A 21,560-nucleotide genomic window follows, 5' to 3' on the forward strand; every position below is an offset into this window, starting at 1 on the left:
GCGTTCAGACGGCCGGGCTGGGGCGCAATCTTCTACGGTGGAGCGGTGGGAAGCAGCGCCGGTGGAACACCCCCCGCCTTCCGGGTCGAGATCCTCGACCGGACCGTCCTCCGCGCGCCCTCCGGCGAGGAGATCCGACTGCCACCCAAGGTCAGCCAGGTCCTCGGACGACTCGCCATCTCCGCGCCGCGCGTCGTGGACCGAGACGCTCTGATCAGCGCCGTGTGGGGGGACACACCCCCCGCGACCGCCCGGAAGTCCCTCCAGACCTACGTCGTCACTTTGCGGCGGGCCGCCACCCCCGATCTGGTCCACACGACCGGCGACGGGTACCGCCTCTCGCCTGGCGTGTCGGTCGACGCCCAACGGGTGCGTCAGCTGGCCTCCCGCATCCACAACCCCGCCGACGCTGATGCCGCCATCTCGGAGGAGGAGGCGCGCTGGCTCGAAGCCACCCTGCCGCCGGGGGAGCTGCTTCGTGGGCTTCGCGATGCCGACGTCGAGGCCCAGCGGACCGGGCTGCGGCACGATCGCACCCGATGTCTCACCTGGTGCGCCACCTACCGGCTGGCCCGCGGTGAGCTGGCCGAGGCCGAGCAGATCGCCGTCCGGGTGCTGGCCGACGATCCGTTCATCGAGCACGGCTGGGTGGTCCTGATCTCGGTGATGGTGGCGCAGAACCGGAGGGCGGAAGTCGCCGCCACGTTCCTTCGTGCGCATCGTCGCCTCGACGAGGTCGGGCTGCGACCGGGGGGTCGGTTGGCGGCTCTGCACCGCAAGACCCTCGCGGCCGACCCCGAGGTGCCACCCCTCTCGTCGTCCCTGCGTTCACCCACCAGCACCAGCTTCGTCGGGCGCGAACGCGAGATGGCCGAGGTCCACGACCTGCTGGGTGTCAACCAGATCGTCACCATCACCGGGCCGGGCGGCGTCGGCAAGACGAGGCTGGCTCAGGAGGTGGCGACGGCGGACACGCAGCAGCTCAGCGGGATGGTCGACCTCTCCAACGTCCGGGGGAGGGACAGCATGCTCGTCGCACTCGGGCAGACGCTGGGTGCCACACCGGTCGCGGGTGCCGAGCTCGAACCCGAGGTGCAGACGCTCCTGGCCGGCGTCCGCGGTCTGGTCCTCGTGGACTGCGCGGATCTGGTGGTGGACGACCTCGCCCGGCTCCTGGCATCCGCTCGACTGCCCGCGGATGCCCGCTTCCTGATCACCTCACGTCAGCGGCTCGGCCTGCCCAGCGAGGTGCTGTTCCACCTGAGCCCGCTGGAGACTGCCGCGTCGAGCAGCGGCGATGGCCGGGGCGGCCCCTCGCCCGCTGACCGGTTGTTGGAAGCCCGGGCCCGCCGCAGCCGACGTCTCGCCCCTGCCGAGCACGCCGCGGTCACGGCCATCGCAACCCGCGTCGATGGGCTTCCCCTCGCCCTGGAACTGGCTGGCGCCCGGCTGGCGACCGTCCCTGCGCCGCAGCTCCTGGCCGAGCTGGACGACCTGCTGTCCCTCTCCGACGTGGGCTCCACCCGGCCACGTCGGCATCAGACCCTGCGGGAGACGATCCAGTGGAGCCATGACCGTCTGGGTCGTTCAGCCAGACTCGCGCTCGGCGTGCTCTCGGTGCTGCCGGCCGGCGCGGACACGGAGCTGCTCACCACGCTCGACGTGCTGGACGGCGCCATCGAGCTGGCCGAGATGAGCCTGGCGTTCCTCGAGATCGACAGTGGTCGCTACCAGCTGCTGGACGTCATTCAGCAGTACGGGCGTGAGCTCGCGCTGCCAGAGCTGCCCGCCGAACTCCTGGACCGGCTGCTGCAGACCCAGGTGGTGCTGGCCGTCGACCTGGACGCGCAACTGCGCACCCCAGCGGAGGGCAAGGCGGTGCGCAGGATCACCGATGAGCTCCCCAACTTCCGGTCGGCCTTCGACCTGCTCGGTGAGCTCGGGCGCGGGGAGGATCAGATCTGGCTGGCGGCCCAGTTCGCGTGCTACGCGACGTGGCGTTCCCGCCCTGACCTGGCCGCCTGGTTCGGTGCAACCGTCGCCCAGGCTCCCCGGATCGACATCCCGGGCTACTGCCGGGCGACCGGCGTGGTTGCGTGGGCGTCGTACGTGGCACATGACACCGAGCGGGTCGCCCACCTGGTTGATCGCGCCATCGGCGCCGCCCCACGGGCCCAGCACCACGAAGCGGCCGAGCTCGGTCAGATGGTCGCCCACGCACTGGCTGCCGCGGGGGACTTCGTGGGCGCGCAATCCCGTCTGCGGGATGCGCAGGAGCTGGCGAGGTCGAGTGGCAATCGCTACGCCCAGGCGATGAACCTCGGGGCCATGGTCCTCTACGGGGCGCTGGCCCCCGAGATCACGCAGGACTGGGACGCCGTCGCGGAGCAGGCCCGCTCGATCGCAGCCGAGCTCGGTGTTCCGACCCTGCTGGCGTGGAGCTGGTACGCCACCGGCATGTGGCAGGTGCGAGGCGGTCAGCTGGACGAGGCGTTGCTGTCCTTCGAGGAAGCGCTTGCCATGGCGGAGGAGGGAGGTGCCACCCTCATCGACGCCGTCGCGAGACGCTCCTGGACGGCCATCTCGCCGGACCTCTCGCCTCAGGAGGTCCTGGCGTCCCATCTCCGGACCATGCGTCGGATGCGGGCCACCGATCAGCCGCGGCAGTCGATGATGCTCCTCCCGTGGATGATCGGGCCCCTCGCGCAGCTCGAACGGGACGGGGAGGTGCTCCAGGTGCAGCGGCTCATCCGCCGCTTCGGCCATCCGGGTCGGGTGCCGCAGGCACCGGGGTACGACGAGGGCCTGGCTGAGGCTCGGCGCCGGCTGGGTCAGCAGGCCGGACGCCTGGCGGGCCGGCCCGTTCCCGAGCTCGAGCGGTCCCTCGACGATCTGGAGGCGATGCTGGAGCAGGTGACCGCCGGGAGCGACGAGCCGTAGCCATCGGTCCCGGTCGACCGCTCAAGGAGGTCTCGCCACCTCGATGGGCTCAGCAGAGCAGCGACACCGACAACGACTGCGTCACGTCCGACGACTCACCCCCGGAGTCCGTTGCGGTCAGGGTCAGCTGATGGACCGTCCCGCAGCCGGAGACGTAGAGACGGACGTTCGACAGGGATGTGCCGGTCCCGAGTTGGCGGGTGGTCTCGGTGTCGTCGCCGTTCTCGTCGGCCGTCGTGGTCCACACGAGTGAGGCGCCGCTCAGGGACCCATCCTCAGGGTCGGAGGCGGTGCCAGCCAGATCGACCTCGGCGTACCAGGGGCCCGGGTCGCCGGGGTTGGCCATGCAACAGGCGTCGATGCTGTCCGTGGTCGGCGCGGTGATCAGCGGGCTCGGGGGGACGTTGGCGGGGTCCGCCTCCACGGTGATCGTCACCGTCTCCTCGACGGTCTCGAGCCCGTCGTCGCCACGTGCTGTGATCGTGTGTGCACCGATTCCAAGATCAGCTGCCGGGACGCTGTCGCTGCTGCCGGCTCCGATCGCCACACCCCCGGCCAGCCAGGTGATGGCGCTGTCCGGCAGCTCGAAGCCGGGCGACTCGTCCGGGTCGAAGGATCGCAGGGTCAAGGGGATGGTCTGGCTCTCGAAGAAGGTCTGCCCGTCTGCGGGATTCTCGATCGTGAGCGTCGGCGCGGTGTTCGATCGGCTGATGCTGCGGGACTGATCGAAGGTGTAAGGCCCGGACGTGGCGACCAGTCGGATCTCGTTGGCTCCGACGTCGAGCAGATCGCGGTCCAGGTCGAACTCGGGGTCTCGTGAGACCAGGCCCCCGTTGAGGAACCACTGCACGTCCACCGGCCCGTCGACCTCGGTGACGGTTGCTCGGAGGCGGACGTCGCCGAAGGTGATCGTGGCGCCATCCTCCGGTGACGTCCAGTCGAGGAAGAACGGATCGGTCGAGGTTCCGAGCGCCTGCTGGACGGCTGCGTACGGCTGCACGATGGCACCGGCCCGGTTGGTTCCCGCCAGCGCCGTCGTCCGGAGGGTGTTGAGGACCCGACCCGCTCCGGCCGAGGGATTGGCGGCCTTGACCAACAGGAAGGCCCCAGCGACGTAGGGCGCGGAGAAGCTGGTGCCGCTCTTCTGCGTGACCCCGTCGGTGATGTCCGGACCGCCACGCGTCACCTGTGGACCGACGAACACGGTGAAGGGCGCCCAGAGGTCGACGTCCTCGCGACCGAACCACGAGCCGGGATCCCGGTCGGTGCTGTTCGGCGCCACCCCGCCGACGCAGACGACCCGATCGAGCTCACACGGGATCACCCGCTGCTCCTCCCAGCAGACGATGAAGCAGTCCTCGCCGTCCACGTTGGCTGAATCTGGATTGCCCCCGTTCACGTTGCCTGCGCTGGCCGTGATGATGACCCCGGCCCGGGCCAGGTTCCGTGTGATCACATCCAGTGGGAAGGTCAGCGGTGAGAGGATCGCGGGGACCTTGGCCGAGAACGACATGTTGATGACGTCGGAGGTGAGCAGCCGCGGCGCGCCGCCGAGGACCGAGGCCAGGATGTCCCACAGGTCGCCGGCGAAGGAGACCATCTGGGCGCTTGCGACCGGCCCCGCCACGCCGGCGGTGCCGCGGCCGTTGCCGACCTGGCCGACGGCGGTGACGGTGACGTCGAATCCGTGGAACGGGCAGTCACCGCCGCCACAGGCGCCGGGGGCGTTGGGGATGTTGCTGAAGCCGGCGGACCCGGGAGGGATCTCCTCGTCCATCGGGAAACCGGCGTCCATCACGCCGAAGTCGAGCGACCGGGTGTCGGCGTTGCCGGTCAGGGCGAGGGCCCGCCAGGCGTCGGGGACACCGAAGTTGAGGCTCCCGTCCAGCCAGTCCCAGGTCTGCGGGTCGCGGCTGTAGGGCGTGAAGTCGCCGGTGCGGGCCTCGGCGAGGTCGCCGCTGACGACGTCGTCCCCACCGAACACGATGTTCGGTCCGGCGACCACGCCCTGCGCGGCCAACTGGGCGGCGACGGCCATCAGGTCCAGCCCGTCCTGGCTCGAGGCCATCAGCGAGCCTCGGGCGTACGGGTCCAGAGCGAAGAGGCCGTCAGCGAGGGCGGGTGGGTCCGCGGCGGCCGTGTCGACGCGGATCAGCTGGGCGGTGCCGCCCGAGTCACCGGTCAGCTCGTCGGTCGAGGCGCTCTCGGCCATGGTTCCCGCCGCCGCATCCATGGCCATCGCGAGGTCGTCGGCATCACCTATCACGACCAGCTCGTCGGCGACGAACTCCATCCGGCCGCCGAGGCCATCGTCGATGACCGCGACCGGTCGCTCGTTGCCCTCCGCATCGGTGATCGTGGCCCGACTGGGGGTGATGGAGGGGTCGACGCCGATGTCGATGGGGCCGATCGTGCCGGCGGCCTCGACGCCGAGCAGCACCTCCGCCTGACTGCACGCATCCGGGTGCGCAGAGCAGATGACCCGGGCCGGCGGGCTGCCACCCTCGAGGAAGGTGGCGGTGGCCGGCGGCACGGTCGTCCCCGAGGTGAACACCATCGGAGCATCGTCCGCGGCCGCCAGCGCCGCTGCGGAGAAGCCGGCGCTCCACGCATCCGGCACCTGCCCGTCGGCGATGATCAGGGTCGCTCCGGCGTTCGGCTCCGTGAGGCCCCGGGCCTGGTTGATCGCGATCGCCGTGTCGAACCGGGACGGGCCGCTGACGCGCTCGACCGTGCCAACCAGGGCCGCCACCTCGTCCTCGACGCTCTGGCTGATCGCCGCCGTGCCACCGACGATCGTGATCCGGTCGTACCCGGCGGCCTGGATGTGGTCCCGGGTCGACCCCGTCAGGACATCGGTCTGGGTCAGCAGGACCGGTTGGCCCGTCTGGGCCGCCAGCGCGCCCGCGGGGAGGGAGTCGGCGAAGGCCTGCGTGTCGTCGGCCGAACCGGCAGCAGGAAAAGCCCGAGCGAGGATGGCGCTGGACGAACTGACGGACTCGGCGATCTCGACCGCTGTCTCGATCCGTGAGGGGCCGAACAGACGGTCGACGGTGTAGCCGATCGCCTCCAGGTGGTCCACGACCTCCGCGGCGATGGCTTGGTCGCCACCGAGGATCGTCACCCGCGTCGGGCTGAGCCGTTCCAGCTCGGTGACGACCGCATCGGACAGGAACCCCTTGTCGGTCAGCAGCAGCGGCGAGCCGTCGCCGAGGACGCCGCCGGCCAGCGAGTCGGCGAACAGGTCACGCCGGCCGAGCAGCACGCGGTCGACGGCCTCGCCGCTGGGGAACCCCAGGCCGGAGATGTCGACGGCGACATCAACGGTGTCGGCCAGCTGAACCCGGACCAGGTCGGGCTCCTGTGCGGTGGTCGGCACGGCCACGAGCAGTGAGAGCACGAGCCCGAGTGCCACCCCCAGGGCCAGGCCGTACCTGCTCGGACCGGTTCTCGGTCGGCTGTTCTGCATGACGTGCTCCCCTCAGAGTCAGGACGTTGGCGCGACGCTAGAGGCCAGCGGTCGAGAAACGGTCGAGAGAAACTGTCGAGCCGCCCGGCCACCATCCTCTACGGTCGACAGATCGCTACCCATGATGCGTTCTTGGTCGATGTGATCGGGCCGACGACCGTCACATCAGGGGGTGAGGTCGTGCCGTTGGCCCCACGTGAACGGGCGATCGTCGCCTGTCTGGCCGCCTCCCACCCGGTCGGAGCGAGGACGACCGAGCTGATTGCTGCGGTCTGGGATGCCGCGCCGCCGGCGACCGCTCGCAAGACCCTGCAGAACTACATCCGAACGGTTCGGGCCAAGACCGTCGCGGGCTTCGTCGAGACGATATCCGAGGGCTATCGGCTCGGACCGGTCGCGACCGTCGCCACAGCTCAGCCGAGCGGACGGGTAGAGGATCGGCCGGACGCGTCGCGCGTCGATGAGATCGTCGCCCGGTGGCCACCCGGGGTGCCGTTCGCCGATCTCCCGCACCGGGGGGAGTTCGATGCGGCGCGGACCCGGGTCCGGACCCGTCGGAACCAGGTGCTGTGCGACTGCGCGGCGGCGTACCTCCGCGTCGACCGACCAGCGGATGCCGTTGCCCTGGCACGCCGCGTGCTGGAGGAGGATCCATACCTGGAGGCGGCGTGGCTGGCTGTGGTGTCCGGACTGCATGCGCTGGGGCGCCGAGCTGAGGCGACCACGAGCTTCCTGGAGGCGCACCGTCGCCTGGCGGACATCGGACTTGATCCGGGCGAAGAGCTCCGCCGGGCTCACCTCGCTGCGCTGGACCCCGCGGCCCTGTTCCGGACCTCGTACGGTCCGACCGATCGCACTGGTGACCTCGTCGGCCGGCAGGCGGACATGGCCAGGCTCGAGCGGCTCCTGGCCACCCATCAGCTGGTCACCATCGTCGGTCCCGGTGGTGTCGGCAAGACCCGCCTCGCGCAAGCCGTGATGCAGCAGCATCCGTCGGCTGCCGCGGTCTGGGTCGACCTGGCCGCTGCGCGGCGTTCCGATGATCTCCACGTGGCGCTGGCACGGGTCCTGGGAGCGAATCCGGCGCCGGGCCAGGCCCTTGGCCCGGAGGTCTGTCGTCTGCTGGCGACCGCGGCGGGTCTGGTCCTGCTCGACTCCGCCGATCTGGTCCGCGAAGACCTCGCCAGACTGCTGAACGCGGTGACGCTGCCGGACACCGCTCGGATCCTCGTGACCAGTCGCCGCCGACTCGGGATCCCTGGCGAGGCAGTCCACCGGCTTGATCCGCTGCGGACGACGAGAGGTGAGGGGGAGGAGCATTCGGAGGCCGCGCTGCTACTGCGATCGCGACTGCGAGCCCAGCGGCACGCTGAGGAGGACGGCGATGCCCTGGCCGCCATCGCCCGACGAGTGGAGGGGCTGCCCTTGGCGCTCGAGTTGGCGGCTGCGCGCCTCGCTGTTGTCCCCGCTGCCGCCGTTCTCACCGAACTCGGAGACCGACTGGCCTTTGCCGATCGCAGCGGGGTCCGTCCCGAGCGGCACCACACGATGGGGCAGACCATCCGGTGGACCGTGGACCGGCTGGACATGCCGCAACGTCGCGCGATGCGGGTGTTGGCGACTCTGCCGGGCGGCGCGCGACCGGACCTGCTGGACCACCTGGGTCTGTTCGATGAGGTGGTGGAGCTTGCCGAGGCCAGCGTGGCCTATCTGGACGTCGACGCGGGCCGCTACCGCATGTTGGACACGGTCCGGGAGTTGGCGCTCAGTGACGTGGTGCCCGAGCTGACCGAGGACCTGACCCGGCAGGTGCTGACCTACCACGTCGATCTGGCCCGAGGCCTCGACGCTCGGATGCGGACGTCAGACGAACCGCGGGCCGCCCAGCGCATGGAGCAGGAGATCACGAACCTGCACGCCGTCCACGTTGAGCTGGGTCGCAGGGGACGGTCGGATCAGCAGGTGTGGCTGGCGGCGCAGACGATGTGCTTCGTGGGATGGCGGTCTCGTCCGGATGTGTCGGCGTGGGCGCATGAGGCCATCACCGGCTCGCCGCACAGGGGCCTACCGGGCTTCTGTCGGGCCACGGGGGTCGCGGGCTGGGGCCCCTTCGTCTCCGGGGGCACCTCCACGGTGATCTCGATGGTCGATCAGGCGTTGGCGGCGTGCCCGCCAGCCCATCAGTGGGAGGCGGCTGAGTTGGCCACGTTGGCGGCCCACGCGCTGGCCGCCGAAGGGCACCTGGAGAACGCGCTCGGTCGCTTGGAGGCCAATGCGGCGCGGGTCCTCGCCACGGGCAACACCTACGCGGGGGCCATGAACCAGGGCGCCATGGCCATGTACGGGGCCATGGCCGCCCGCCCTCGCGAGTGGCTGATGGCAACGGCGTCTGAAGCCCGTGAGCTGGCCGCTGGCACCGGCGTGCCGTCCCTGTTGGGGTGGACGTGGTATGCCACGGGACTTGCGCACATGACGCTGGGCGAGATCGACGTGGCGCGCGAGGCCCTGGCTGAGGCGCTGACTTACGGCGAGCAGAGTGGGGCCGCCACGATCGAGGCCGTCGCTCGTGCCACCTGGACCGGTCTTGCCCAGGGCCTCGACCACGAGGAGAAGCTGCGCGCCCTCGTCCAGGCCCTGAGGAGGACACGAGAGGCCGGCCATGACATCCAGGCCATTGCCTCCCTGCCGTGGCTGTTCGAGCCGTTGTCCGCCTTGGGCAAGCACGAGGCGGTGCTGCTCGGCGAGCGGTTGGTGCAGCGGTACGGACGTGGGGGCCAGCTCCCGCAGGCGCCCGGTTATCGAGCCGCGGTCGACGTTGCGAAGGCCTCGCTCGGCCCCCGCGCGGCGGTCCTGTTGGCCCGGACGATCAGGTCACTACCCGATGCACTGGATGCGTGGCAGGACGAGCTATGACCTCCGATGCCCATGGGGTTCGGAGTCAGGACACCGGCACTCGCCGTCTACGACAGTTGAGCAAGCCGCATGAGGGGGACGGCGAGTGCCGGTGGGGGGGGGTCACCTGATCACGGCGTGGTCGGGCAGTCCGTCGCCAGCGCGTCTCGGACGGCCTGGCCTACGACCGATGTGTCGCCGATGATGCGCACGGTCGCCCGGTCGGGGCCGGCACAGAGCGCCTGGTCGGTCTCGATCGGAAGTCGGCCGTCGGCTGCGAGCAGCAGTGGCGCGTCGTCGATGGCGGAGAGGCTCGCCCCGGCCAGGGCGTAGGCCCAGCCGTCGACGTGCTCGCCGTTCGTGATCTGGAACGTGGTTCCTTGGCTGTCGGTGCGCAGTTGCGTGGCGATCAGCACCGCGGTCTCGAACCGGTTGGAACCGCCGACCCGCTGGTGCGGACCGATCGCCTGAGCCGCCGCGTCAGACACCGCGGCCGTGCCACCGAGGATGACCCGTGACGGATCGGGGTGGTCGGCCAGCCACTGCCCCGTGGCCGGGTGCAGGCTCGCCGTTGGTGTCAGCAGGATGGGCGCGTGGATGTTCGCCGCCCAGCCGCCCGCGCTGACGCTGTCCGCCCACGCCGCGGTGGGGTTGTCGGGCGGGCTGTCCGCCCGGGCGATGCCAACCTCCGGGGTGTCCCCGAAGAGGGTGCGAGCGTGATCGGCGATGGCAACGGCCGTCTCAACCCGTGACGGGCCCTCCAGCCGCACGATGTCGTAGCCGGCGGCGATCAGGGCCTGCTCGACGGCGGGTGCGAGCGCGTTGATGCCGCCCAGCAGGATCACCGTGCCCTGGCCCCCGAGAAGCCGGTTGATCTCGGCTTCTGTCCGCGGGTCCAATGCCGCCTGGTCCGTGAACAGCAGTGGCGCCTGCGAGGTCAGGACCGAGCCTGTCAGCGCGTCCGCGAACACCAGCGTGCGAGCCAGGACCACGTGCGTCGGTGGCACCTGCGGGTTGTCCGGGAAGCGCTCCTGGGACAGCGCGATCGCGGTCTCGATGACGTTATCGGGGTCGGGCTGGTCGTCGGGGTCCCCAGGGTTCGGGTCGCCGGGTCCGTCGGGGTCGGGCTGGACGGTCAGCGTTGTGCTCGCGGTCGTGTGATTGACCTCGTCATCGACCACGCGGAGGGCGATGGTCCGGTCGCCTGGCTCGAAGCCCGTCGTGTCCACCTCCGGCGCGGCACCTGTCGCATCATCGAAGTCGCCGTCACCGTCCAGGTCCCACTGGTACGTCACGGCCCCGCCGTCGGGGTCGCCGCCCGATCCGGCCAGGGTCACGGCATCCCCGGCGATGGTCGAGTAGGGGCCACCGGCGTCCGCGGTCGGGAGCTGATTGGGACGGCAGCCGGCGTCGTTGCAGTGCAGGACCTTGAGGTCGCCGTTCGATTCGTCGTGGTAGCTGACAACGGGGTGGCCGGCGCTGTTCAGCGCAAGCGACGGTTGTATGCCGACCGCTCCCTGGTCGTCGATGGTTGTTGGTGACTCGTCGTCGCCGGCGCAGTTCGGGTCGTTGCAGTGCAAGAGGCGCAGGCTCGGCGGTGTCGTGCTGGACGGGCGGGCGGTGTAGGCCAGTACCGGGTTCCCGTCGGGTGCAATCGCCAAGTCGGCGTCGAAGGTGACGCCGCTGGTGTCGGGGAAGGTCAGCGACTCGTCACCGCCGGCGCAGTTCGGGTCATTGCAGTGGAGGACCCCGACGGCTGTGGAGCTGATGAAGCTCTCGAACGCCACAACTGGGTTGCCGTCGGCGTCGAGCACGATGGCCCTGGGGGAGCCGAGTGAGGCGTTGGGGTCACCGATCTCCTCGATGGACTCGTCGTCGCCCTGGCAGAGGGGATCGTTGCAGTGGGCGAGGAGGAGGTCGAAGTCGCTGGTCCCCGCGTTCAGGCGGTCGTAGGCGACAACTGGGTTGCCTGCGTCGTCGAGGGTGAGCGCGGTCGGTCGGGCGTTCCCCAAGCCGTCGTCCAGGTTCGAGAAGAGCTCGTCCCGGCCGGCGCAGGCGGCGTCGTTGCAGAACACCGTGTTCACCCGACCTTGGAAGTTGGCGAAACTGACGACCGGGTTCTCATCGCCGTTGAGTACGACGGACGCGCCCTGGAAGGGCCCAGTGCCTCCCGGCGGGGGTGAATCGGCCAGCAGGTTCACCGAGACGTCCGTCGGCTGTGCGCAGTCCTGATCGGTGCAGTGGGCCAGAGCCAGGTCACCACCCAGGCGGAAGGCCACCGAGGGGTTGTCGCTCGTCCCCAGGGCCAGAGATGTTCCCTGGCTGACGACCGAGCCGTCTTCGAGGACCGAGACCATCTCGTCCCCGCCGCCGCAGATGGGCTCGTTGCAGACCACGATCTCGAGGTCCCCATTCGACCCGTCGATGAAGCTGGCAACCGGGTTGTCGGCGGCGTTCAGCTGCAACGAGGAGTGCAGGCCGACCGTGCCGGTGCCGACGGGTGTCCTGATCGCCTCGTCCTCCCCACACGACGGGGAGTCGCAGTGGACCAGCTTCAGGTCGTTCGATCCGGCGACGAACTCGGCGATGACCGGGTTGCCGACGGCGTCGAGGGCGATGGAGGTGTGCTGCCCGACATCCCCTGCCCAGTCGGGGCTGCGGTTGGACTCGTCCTGTCCGGCGCACGACGGGTCGTTGCAGTGGACCACCCGCAGATCGGCATTGGTGATGTCGTAGTGACTGATGACGGGATGGCCGAGCACGTCGAGGGTCATGTCGATGAAGGCACCAACGCCGACGGCGCCATTGGGCACCGAGATGATCTCGTCGCCGTCGCTGCAGTCGGGGTCGTTGCAGTGCAGGACCTGCAGCCGCGGGATGACACCGCCCGGGAACCGGGCATCCCGGTAGGCGATGATCGGGTTGCCGGCGTCGTCCAGTTCCAGCGCGCTGCGGTGACCTGGCGCGTCGGTGGTGGTGACCCGGACGCCGGCGTCCTCACCTGCGCAGGCAGGGTCGTCGCAGTGGACCAGCCGCACCGCGGCGGTCAACGGCTGGGGTGCCGCCCCCTGGTGGCTGATCACGGGATGGCCGGCGTCGTCGAGATGGAGCGAGGTGAAGGTGCCACCCGAGGCGGCGCCGTCCACGGTCTGGATCGACGCCCCTCCTGCGCAGGCGGGGTCGTCGCAGAGCGCCACCTTGAGGCGGTCGTTCGTGGCGTCGTAGTAGCTGATGACGGGGTGCCCGCCGGCATCCAACGCCAGAGACGCGTGCTGGCCGACGTCGCCGGTGGCGTCGACGGTCCGGGGAGTCTCGTTGGCTCCGGCGCAGTTCGGATCGTTGCAGCGCACGACCTTCAGGTCGGCGTTGTCGATGTCGTAGTAGGCGATCACCGGTGTTCCGTCGGCCGCCAGCGCCAACGAGGTGTGGGAGCCCACACGACCGTCGGTGTCGACCACCTGGATGGCCTCGTCGCCGCCGGCACAGTCTGGATCGTTGCAGCGCGCCAGCTTGAGCTCACCGCGCACGGACTCGTGGTAGCTGATCACCGGGTTGCCGTCGGCATCGAGCACCAGCGAGGAGAACGTCCCCGCATCGCGGGTGCTATCGACGATCGAGCGGACCAGTTCCGCGCTGGCAGGTGACGCGGTCACGCTGAGCCAGAGGGTCAGGAGGCTGGCGAGCAGGGCCAGGCTCAGGACGGACGAGATGACGGGTCTGATGGCGTTGTGGCGGAACATGATGGCTCTCCCTCAAGAAGCAGTGCGTACACCCCTCGAAGCCGGGGTTGGTACGCACGCTAGGAAGGGCCGGTAGGAACTCGGTAGGAGTCCTTACACACGCAGAACGGGCCCCGACTGATCGGGGCCCGTTGGGATTGCTCGCGGGGGTGTCTATCCGCCGGTGGCCAGAGTTGGCAGCAGCATGCCGATCATCTCGAGCTGCTGATCAACGCCCTCGAGACCATGGCGACCGTCGAGGTAGGTCGGGGTGTTCCACGTCACGTAGGTGCCGGCGTCGTCGGACCACACCAGCAGCTTCTGCGGCAGGTCGATCGCAACCGACCGTGCCGACTGCATCAGCGGGGTTCCCACCGGGGGAGCGCCGAAGATCAGCAGCGTGGTCGGGTCAAGCTCCAGTCCCGCGGCCTCCGCCGCAGCGGCGTGGTCGATGGTGTCGATCAGGGTCGGTGGTGCCCCATCGATCCGCTCCGTGATGTCGGCCACGACGTCCTCGACCGAGCCCTCCACCTCGACGGTCGCGAGACCCACCCCGCGGCCTGCGCCACCAGCGGGCGCCGGAGGTGCTGCGGGCAGTCCGAGCAGGCTCGGGATCAGGTTGCCGATCGCCGCGAGCTGCTCATCGACCCCCTCCAAGCCGTGCCGGGCCACCAGGTAGTCCGGATGGGTGTAGGTGGCGTGGGTGCCGTCGACATCCGACCAGACCACGATCTTCTGCGGGAGGTCGATGGCCGTCGAGCGGGAGGCCTGCATCAGCGGGGTCCCGACGGGCGGGGCTCCGAAGATGAGCAGGGTGGTCGGCTCGAGGGTCAGGCCAGCCCCGTCGGCATTCGCCGCGTGGTCGACCTCCAGTCGCAGGCTGGGCGGTGCGTCCTCGATCCGCTGGGTGATCGCCGCGACCTCCTCCTCGACGGTGCCGGCCAGGTCCACGGTGACCAGGCCGGCCCCCTCGGTGACCGCCGCACCGGTCGTGACGGCGGCCAGCAGGGTGTCGGCCGATGTGTCGGTCACCGCGCCGCCGCTGCTCACGACGACGAGGTTGTCGACGTCGGGGGCCAGGGACTCCAGCAGCACATTGGTCGACGCCCCAGAGATCTGCAGGTCATCGCCGTCCACCATGGCCATGATCTGGCCAGCTCGGGCAGCTGCCGGACCGGCGATCAGAGCGTCGGCGAAGGACTCGCCGGTCACGACCCAGGGGTTGTTGATGGACAAGCCGGCGTTGCGGGAGGCGTCAACGACGGCCGCGCTGGTGCCGTAGCGGGTCGGCCCGGCCAGGCGCAGGCTGTCCCCGGCGACCTCGTCGCTGACGACGGCGTTCCCGCCGACGACGATCGTCTCGGTGCCGCTGTCGAGCGTCTCGAGCGCCGCCGTGGTCTCGGTCGGAACGCGATCGATCTCGGTCAGCAGAATCGGCTGGCCGAGGAAGGCCGCCAGTCCGGCGACCGCGACCGAGTCGGCGAAGTTGCCGCCGTAGGCCAGGTAGACCTGTGCCGGCGAGCCGCCGGCTGCGGTCACGGCCTCCGCGATGAGCGCGGCAGTGTCGAAGCGGTTCAGACCGCCGATCCGGGTGACGGCGATGCCGGCGTCGACCAGGGCCTGCTCGACGTCCGCGGACAGCGCATCCACACCACCCAGGAGGGTGACGTCGGTGGTGCCGCGCCGCTGCAGCTCAGCCAGCACGCGAGGGTCCAGGCTGTCCATCGGGTTGAGGACGAGCGGCGCACCGAGGACGCCAGCCAGGGCCGAGCCGGTCAGCCCGTCGGCGAAGACGTCGGACCGGGCGATGACGGTTGTGCTCGAAGTGTCGGTGTCCGTGCCCGTGTCGGTGAGGGCGGCGAGGGCCAACGACGTGGCGACCGGGTCGTCGCCCGAGAACGGGATCAGGGCTGGGTCGGTGCACGCGGGCATCAGGAAGCGGCCCTGGTTCGGGTCGGTCTCGCCCACGGTGAAGGCGCAGCCCAGGTTCCGATCCGCCCGGACCGCTGGGTCCAGCAGGTCTTCACCGGCTGGAGCGATGCCCGAGTCGATCCACGCGACCAGGTCGGCGAAGGCGGTGACGAGTTCCTCGCCCGAGAAGTCACAGTGCCCGGGGGATCGGATTGTCCGCTGGACCAGGTTGTCGCTCAACCCGTTGTCGGCGACCTCCTGCGCGTACACCACCTGGTTGAGAAGCGGGACGAAGAGGTCACCGGTGTTGTGCAGCGAGAGGACCGGGATCTGCGGCGTGCCGTCGATGACGGGGAAGGGGGGATCCTCTGTGTTGTCGAACCGTGGGATCGCCGCGTTCAATGCAGCCTCTTGCGGGCTTGGCTCCGCGGACGTGCCGTTGGGGAAGCCGTAGATCGTTGCGGAGTTGTCGTACGACTCGTCCAAGCCGACCGGGTCCTCGATGCCCCCGGACAGCCCGCGACCGTACAGCGCCTGGAGGAACGGGATCGGGAAGGCGTTCCAGTAGGCGAGGGACTCATCGAACGTAGGACGCTCACCACCGCTGAGGACCTCGACGGCTCCTGAGTACTGTCGTCCTTCCGGAGTCGACAGGCCAGACTGAAGGCCGAGGGCCTCGGTGATCTGCTGCGCGGGCCCGGCGAGGAATGAGGGGTCGCCCGGAACCGGGACCTCTACACCAGCCAGCGCCCCAGCAACCAGGTTCACGTCCGTGAAGTACTCGAACAGGTCGTAGTCGCCCATGACGCCACAGCCGGGAAGGGCCCCGATGTAGGCGTCTGGACGGCGCTCGATAGCCGCACCGGTGATGTGTCCGCCCATGGAGAACCCGTGGAAGATGGTGCCGGTCGGTGTGTCCAGACCGGTAAGGTCGAAGAACTGCGACCGCAGGGCGTCCGTCTCTTCGATCGCGGTATCGATGGTGTAGCCGTTCTGGGAGTAGCTGGCGGCCGCCCAGGCGTAGCCTTCGCTGATGAAGTATTCACGGAGCGCATCCCGGGGGTTCTGCACGACCAGATTGGGGTCCTGCGGTCCGACGAAGCCGTGGGCGTAGAGCACGAGTTGGCCGTTCCAGGCATCCGGCACCTCGATCCGATACCCCGACTCGCCGTTGCCCAGGTCGATGGTGCCGGCGAACGCGGTGGCGCCGGGCAGGGCCTCGAACCCCTCCGCGGGATCCACGACGACGTACTCCGGTCGATCTGAATCCTCCTGTGCCGCGGCCGGTACGACCAGGCTCACGAGAAGGAGGAAGGCGGTCAGGACTGCTGTTCTGGTTCGGCTCATGGGGCCGCATACTCGACTACACACCACCGCTAGCACAAGGACGACAGCGGTATCGCTGCAACTCCAGACGCGGTGCCGTCCAACGGTAGGATCTCGAACGCGTTGTTTGCGGGTAGGCGTCCAAGACGGGAGCGGGACGATGGACAAGGCGTTGACGTCACGACAGTTGGTCATGGTGATGGTCGCGATGGCGATTGCCATCTCGGGTTGGGCGGTGTTGGTTGGAGGACCAGCGTCAGCTCAGGGAGATAGTGAGTCGGGTAGCGGTCTCGACACCAGCAGCGAGTCCGAGCCGGGTTCGGGTACCCGCATAATCGACACCAGTCAGTACGACACCCCGGCCGAGCTCAGCGTCGCCATCTCCCAGGAGATGCCGGACGATGCGGTCATCGATGAAGTCCTGATCGCCCGGGACGACGACTTCGCTGACGCACTGGCGTCTGGCGCCCTACAGGGCACCCGACCACTGCTCCTGATTCCTGGGCAGGGCGAGCTGCCCGCCATCGTCGGCGATGAGATCAGCCGACTGGGCGTCGAGCGCGTCGTGGTTCTGGGCGGCACCGCTGCCGTGTCCGACACTGTCATCGGCGATCTGATTCGACTGGGTCTCGCCGTCGACCGCGTCGCCGGCCCCGATCGGATCTCGACCGCCGCGGAGATCGCCGACCGCATTGCCTCAGACGAGCCGGTCGAGACCGTGATCCTCGCGCGCGCGTACGGGAGCAGCGGCGACCCGACTCAAGCCTTCGCCGACGCGCTCGCCGCTGGCGCAATGGGCGCCGAGACGGGCTGGCCGATCCTGCTGACCGACAGCAGCACGCTGTCAAGCCGCACGCGGGATGTCATCCGGGACGGCGTGGAGGACGTCTACATCGTGGGGGGCACCGAGGCGATCAGCGCCGCTGTCGAGGCAGAGCTGGAGACACTGACCCGAGTCACCCGGGTGGCCGGCCCCAACCGATTCGGAACAGCCGCCGAGATCGCCAAGGTCGTCGCCGACAGAGACACGGTCGACGATGCGGACGGCATCGCCGGGTGGACCCTGATCGAGGGCACCGAGGAGGATGCGTGGCAGGCCGGCTTTGCCGCTGCCTCTGTCTCCGCGGCCACCGACTCTCCCATCCTGCTGGGCACCGGCGAGGCACTTCCCGTCGAGACTGAAGCACAGATGAGCCAGACGGAGGTGGCCGCTCCAGAGGACGACGACACGGTCCTGCTGTGCATCATCTCCTTCGAGACGTGCGAGTTCGGACGTCGCGGCACCGGTCTGCCGCCATCACCGCTGATCGGGATCCGTCCTGCGGACGGCGCCGCAGTCGGCTTCGGTTCGAACGTCATGATTGGTGTGGACCCCGTCGATCTGGCGGCGGGTACCGAACTGTTGATCGAGGGTTGCCTAGCCGCTGCAACTCCTGATGCCTCGGGAGTCATCGAGCTGGACGATTCGGGCAACGCCGTGTTGCAAGTGCCTCGCTACGGCGAACGGGAAACTTGTGACTCGACCCTGCGCGCCACGTTCGACAACGGGGAGACGGCCGTGGTCAGCCGCGGCTACGTTCGGCCGGCCGGCAGTGTCGAACCCGACAATGTGGACATAACCGTCATCCCCTCCGTGCGGGACGACCGCGACACCCCGTATCCGGTCGTGCTGCGGTCAACCACGACGTGCGACCATGACCCCGAAGGCATCGAGAACGTCGATGATCTCATCCTTACCGGTGAGGTCCCTGTCGCTGACGCTGACGGAAACCCGTACCCCCCGCTCGCGACTTGGGATGACATGCAAGGCCAGAGCGAGGTGCTCAGCGACGCCCGGTGCACGCTCAAACTCATCGCTGACTCGGACGCCACCTTCGTCAACCGTTACCAGGTCACCATCGGCGAAGGGGATGATTCGACCGAGGTCTTCGGCGGCACCGGGCAAACCGTGGAGCTCGACATCGCCGATGCGAGCCCGGACCAGGACCCGATCACCGTCACATACGACGTTCTGGTAAGCAGCCTCGCCATCGTCGACACGAGTTGGCCAGCGCCAGAACGTGAGGGTGTTCCCGTGTGGATCCTGGACAGGAACATCCGGGCCAACTGCTTCTTTGGACAGCTTGCGTCGACGCCCAGCAAGTTGATGGCTCCTGCCGGTCTCCCTTGTACCTTCCTGTGGATAGACGGGTCGGACGGCATCCTCGTGATGTACCTGGGGCACCCATTGACGCTCCAAGACGGCGGCCAGATCCAGATCGAGAGAGACCGCGGGCCCTTGGGAGTGTGGGGCGAATTCTCAACGACGGGATGACCGGTGTGGCGACCTCCGCCAGACGAGTGGGAGTGGCTGTCGCACCCCCCGGGTAGGTTGGGGCGGATCGTGAGCAGCCCTGACCCATCCGCCGTTCCCGCCCCCGCATCGACCCTCGTTGTGGCCGGTGCCAGAGAGCACAACCTCAAGGATGTCTCGATCGAGATCCCGCGGGATGCCCTGGTCGTCTTCAGCGGTCTGAGCGGCTCCGGCAAGTCATCGCTGGCCTTCGACACCATCTACGCGGAGGGGCAGCGGCGGTACGTCGAGTCGCTCAGCGCGTACGCGCGGCAGTTCCTGGGCCAGATGGACAAGCCGGACGTCGACTTCATCGAGGGGCTGTCCCCGGCCATCTCGATCGACCAGAAGACCACCTCGAAGAACCCGCGGTCCACGGTCGGGACGATCACGGAGGTGTACGACTACCTCCGGCTTCTCTTCGCGCGGATCGGCAAGCCCCACTGCCCGGAGTGCGGTCGGCCGATCGAGCGCCAGTCAGCCGAGCAGATCGTGGACCAGTTGGAGCAGCTGCCCGAGGGGGAGCGCTTCATGGTCCTCGCACCCGTGGTCCGGGGACGCAAGGGCAACTACACGACGCTCATGAAGGAGCTCTCGCAGAAGGGCTTTGCTCGTGCGCTGGTGAACGGGGAGATGGCGGACCTTGCCGACCCGCCCGAGCTCGAGCGGTACGAGCAGCACGACATCGAGGTCGTGGTCGATCGACTGGTGGCCAAGCCGGACATCCGCCGGCGACTGAACGACGCGATCGAGCAGGCGCTCAACCTGGCCGACGGCCTGGCGGCGGTGGTGACGGTACCCAAGGACGGGGAGGGGGAGCGGACGGTCTTCAGTGAGCATCTCGCCTGTCCCTACGACGGGCTGTCGTTCGACAAGCTGGAGCCGCGCTCGTTCTCGTTCAACACCCCGTACGGGGCCTGCACGGCCTGCGACGGTCTGGGCATCCGCAAAGAGGTTGACCCGGATCTGGTGATCACATCGATCGACGACTCGATCGACGACGGGGTGATCATCCCGTTCTCCAGCGGGCCACAGCAGCGCTACTTCTCCCAGGTGCTCGCCGCGATCGCGGACAAGCGTGGCTTCAAGACCTCGACGCCATGGAAGTCATTGAAGGCCAAGGACAAGCGCGTGCTGCTCCACGGCCTGGACGGCAAGGTCCACGTCAGCTACACCAACCGCTACGGCCGGAAGCGCTCCTACAACGCCAACTTCGAGGGCGCCATCCCGTGGCTGCAGCGCAAGTACGCGGAGACCGACTCCGACTACCAGCGCGACAAGATCCAGGAGTACATGCGCGAGGTGCCGTGTCCGACGTGCAAGGGCGCGCGCCTGCGGCCCCTCCCGCTCCACGTGCTGATCGAGGGCAAGTCGATCGCCGACGTGTCGGCGATGTCGATCCGCGACAGCGAGGCCTTCTTCGACCAGGTGGTGCTGGACGAGCGCGACGCCATGATCGCCGCACCGGTGCTGAAGGAGATCAATGAGCGGCTCTCCTTCCTGCTGGACGTCGGTCTCGACTACCTGACCCTGTCCCGCGCCGCAGGCACGCTGGCGGGTGGCGAGGCACAGCGCATTCGGCTGGCCACCCAGATCGGGTCCGGGCTCGTGGGCTGCCTGTACGTCCTGGACGAGCCGTCGATCGGCCTGCACCAGCGCGACAACGAGCGGCTGATCGACACGCTGGTGCGTCTGCGGAACCTGGGCAACACCGTCATCGTCGTCGAGCACGACCGGGCGACCATGGAGGCGGCGGACCACATCGTCGAGATCGGCCCGGGGGCGGGGGAGCGGGGCGGTGAGATCGTCCACTCCGGCACCTTGGACGGCTTGCTCGACAACGACCGCTCGATGACCGGGGCCTACCTCTCGGGCCGCAAGTCCATCGCGGTGCCGGAGGCTCGGCGCAAGGTGACGAAGTCCAAGTCGATCACCGTCCGCGGGGCACGTGAGCACAACCTCGACAATGTGACCGTGAAGTTCCCGCTCGGGGTGTTCACGGCCGTCACCGGCGTCAGCGGCTCGGGCAAGTCGACGCTGGTGAACGACATCCTGAAGCAGGTGCTGCTGCGACACGTCTACGGGTCGCGGACCGTTCCCGGTGCACACCGGAAGGTGGACGGTCTGGACAAGATCGACAAGGTCGTCGGGATCGACCAGTCGCCTATCGGGCGGACGCCGCGCTCCAACCCCGCCACCTACACCGGGGTCTTCGACCACATCCGCAAGCTCTTCGCTGCGACGCAGGAGGCGAAGGTCCGCGGCTACCAGCCCGGCCGGTTCTCCTTCAACGTCAAGGGCGGCCGGTGCGAGAACTGCAAGGGCGACGGGACGATCAAGATCGACATGCAGTTCCTGCCGGACATCTACGTCCCGTGTGAGGTGTGCAAGGGCGCGCGATACAACCGCGAGACGCTGCAGGTGCACTACAAGGGCAAGACCATCTCCGACGTCCTCGACATGCCGATCGACGAGGCACTCACGTTCTTCGAGAACCTGACGTCGATCCGAACCCACATGGAGACCCTGGTCGACGTCGGCCTGGGCTACGTCCGGCTGGGACAGTCGGCGACCACGCTGTCCGGTGGAGAGGCGCAGCGGGTCAAGCTCGCCAGCGAGCTGCGGAAACGCCAGACCGGCCAGACCGTCTACATCCTTGACGAGCCCACCACCGGCTTGCACTTCGACGACGTCCGGAAGCTGCTGGACGTCCTGCACCGCTTGGTGGACAAGGGCAACACGGTCATCGTGATCGAGCACGACCTCGAGGTGGTCAAGACCGCTGACTGGATCATCGACCTGGGGCCCGAGGGCGGGTCGGGCGGTGGCACCATCATCGGTGAGGGGACACCGGAGCAGATCGTCGACACCCCCAACAGCTACACCGGCAAGTTCCTGGCCGGGATGCTGGACTGATCCTGTCATCTTGCGGGTGAGGGCGCGAGGGCAGGGTGTGACGGGTCGCTGTCCG

At 69.0% G+C, this 21,560-nt stretch carries 7 protein-coding genes; 4 read left to right on the plus strand and 3 right to left on the minus strand.

The window, feature by feature from the left end; translation table 11 throughout:
• Positions 1-45 precede the first annotated feature (45 nt).
• Positions 46-2,940, plus strand: a complete 2,895-nt coding sequence (locus tag C1746_RS18270) for an ATP-binding protein (RefSeq protein WP_162867922.1) — start codon at positions 46-48, stop codon at positions 2,938-2,940.
• Between the two features lie 49 nt (positions 2,941-2,989).
• Here C1746_RS18270 and C1746_RS18275 read toward each other — a convergent pair whose 3' ends face one another.
• Positions 2,990-6,409 (minus strand): cell wall-binding repeat-containing protein, encoded by a 3,420-nt coding sequence (locus C1746_RS18275; protein ID WP_116716180.1) that lies wholly within the window; start codon positions 6,407-6,409, stop codon positions 2,990-2,992.
• A 141-nt stretch (positions 6,410-6,550) separates the two neighbouring features.
• Between C1746_RS18275 and C1746_RS18280 the strand changes: the two genes are divergently transcribed.
• Complete coding sequence (locus C1746_RS18280) at positions 6,551-9,322, plus strand: AfsR/SARP family transcriptional regulator (RefSeq protein ID WP_240599053.1); 2,772 nt, start codon at positions 6,551-6,553, stop codon at positions 9,320-9,322.
• Between the two features lie 110 nt (positions 9,323-9,432).
• Here the strand turns inward: C1746_RS18280 and C1746_RS18285 are convergent, their stop codons facing one another.
• Complete coding sequence (locus C1746_RS18285; RefSeq protein ID WP_116716182.1) at positions 9,433-13,041, minus strand: cell wall-binding repeat-containing protein; 3,609 nt, start codon at positions 13,039-13,041, stop codon at positions 9,433-9,435.
• Between the two features lie 153 nt (positions 13,042-13,194).
• The gene (locus C1746_RS18290; RefSeq protein WP_162867924.1) at positions 13,195-16,278 is read right to left on the minus strand and encodes a DUF302 domain-containing protein; all 3,084 of its coding nucleotides are present in this window, start codon (positions 16,276-16,278) and stop codon (positions 13,195-13,197) included.
• A gap of 139 nt (positions 16,279-16,417) precedes the next feature.
• On the opposite strand from C1746_RS18290, the gene C1746_RS18300 reads away from it, so the two are divergent.
• Both C1746_RS18300 and uvrA read left to right on the plus strand, forming a co-directional pair.
• Positions 16,418-18,571 carry a cell wall-binding repeat-containing protein gene (locus C1746_RS18300; RefSeq protein WP_162867925.1) on the plus strand — a complete coding sequence of 718 codons (2,154 nt, stop codon included), beginning with the start codon at positions 16,418-16,420 and terminating at the stop codon, positions 18,569-18,571.
• 69 nt (positions 18,572-18,640) lie between these two features.
• A complete protein-coding gene (gene uvrA, locus C1746_RS18305) occupies positions 18,641-21,505 on the plus strand; it encodes an excinuclease ABC subunit UvrA (protein WP_116716232.1) in 2,865 nt (954 codons plus the stop codon).
• Positions 21,506-21,560: the final 55 nt, after the last annotated feature.

Origin of the sequence: Euzebya tangerina, assembly GCF_003074135.1 — a bacterium.
GTDB lineage: Bacteria > Actinomycetota > Nitriliruptoria > Euzebyales > Euzebyaceae > Euzebya > Euzebya tangerina.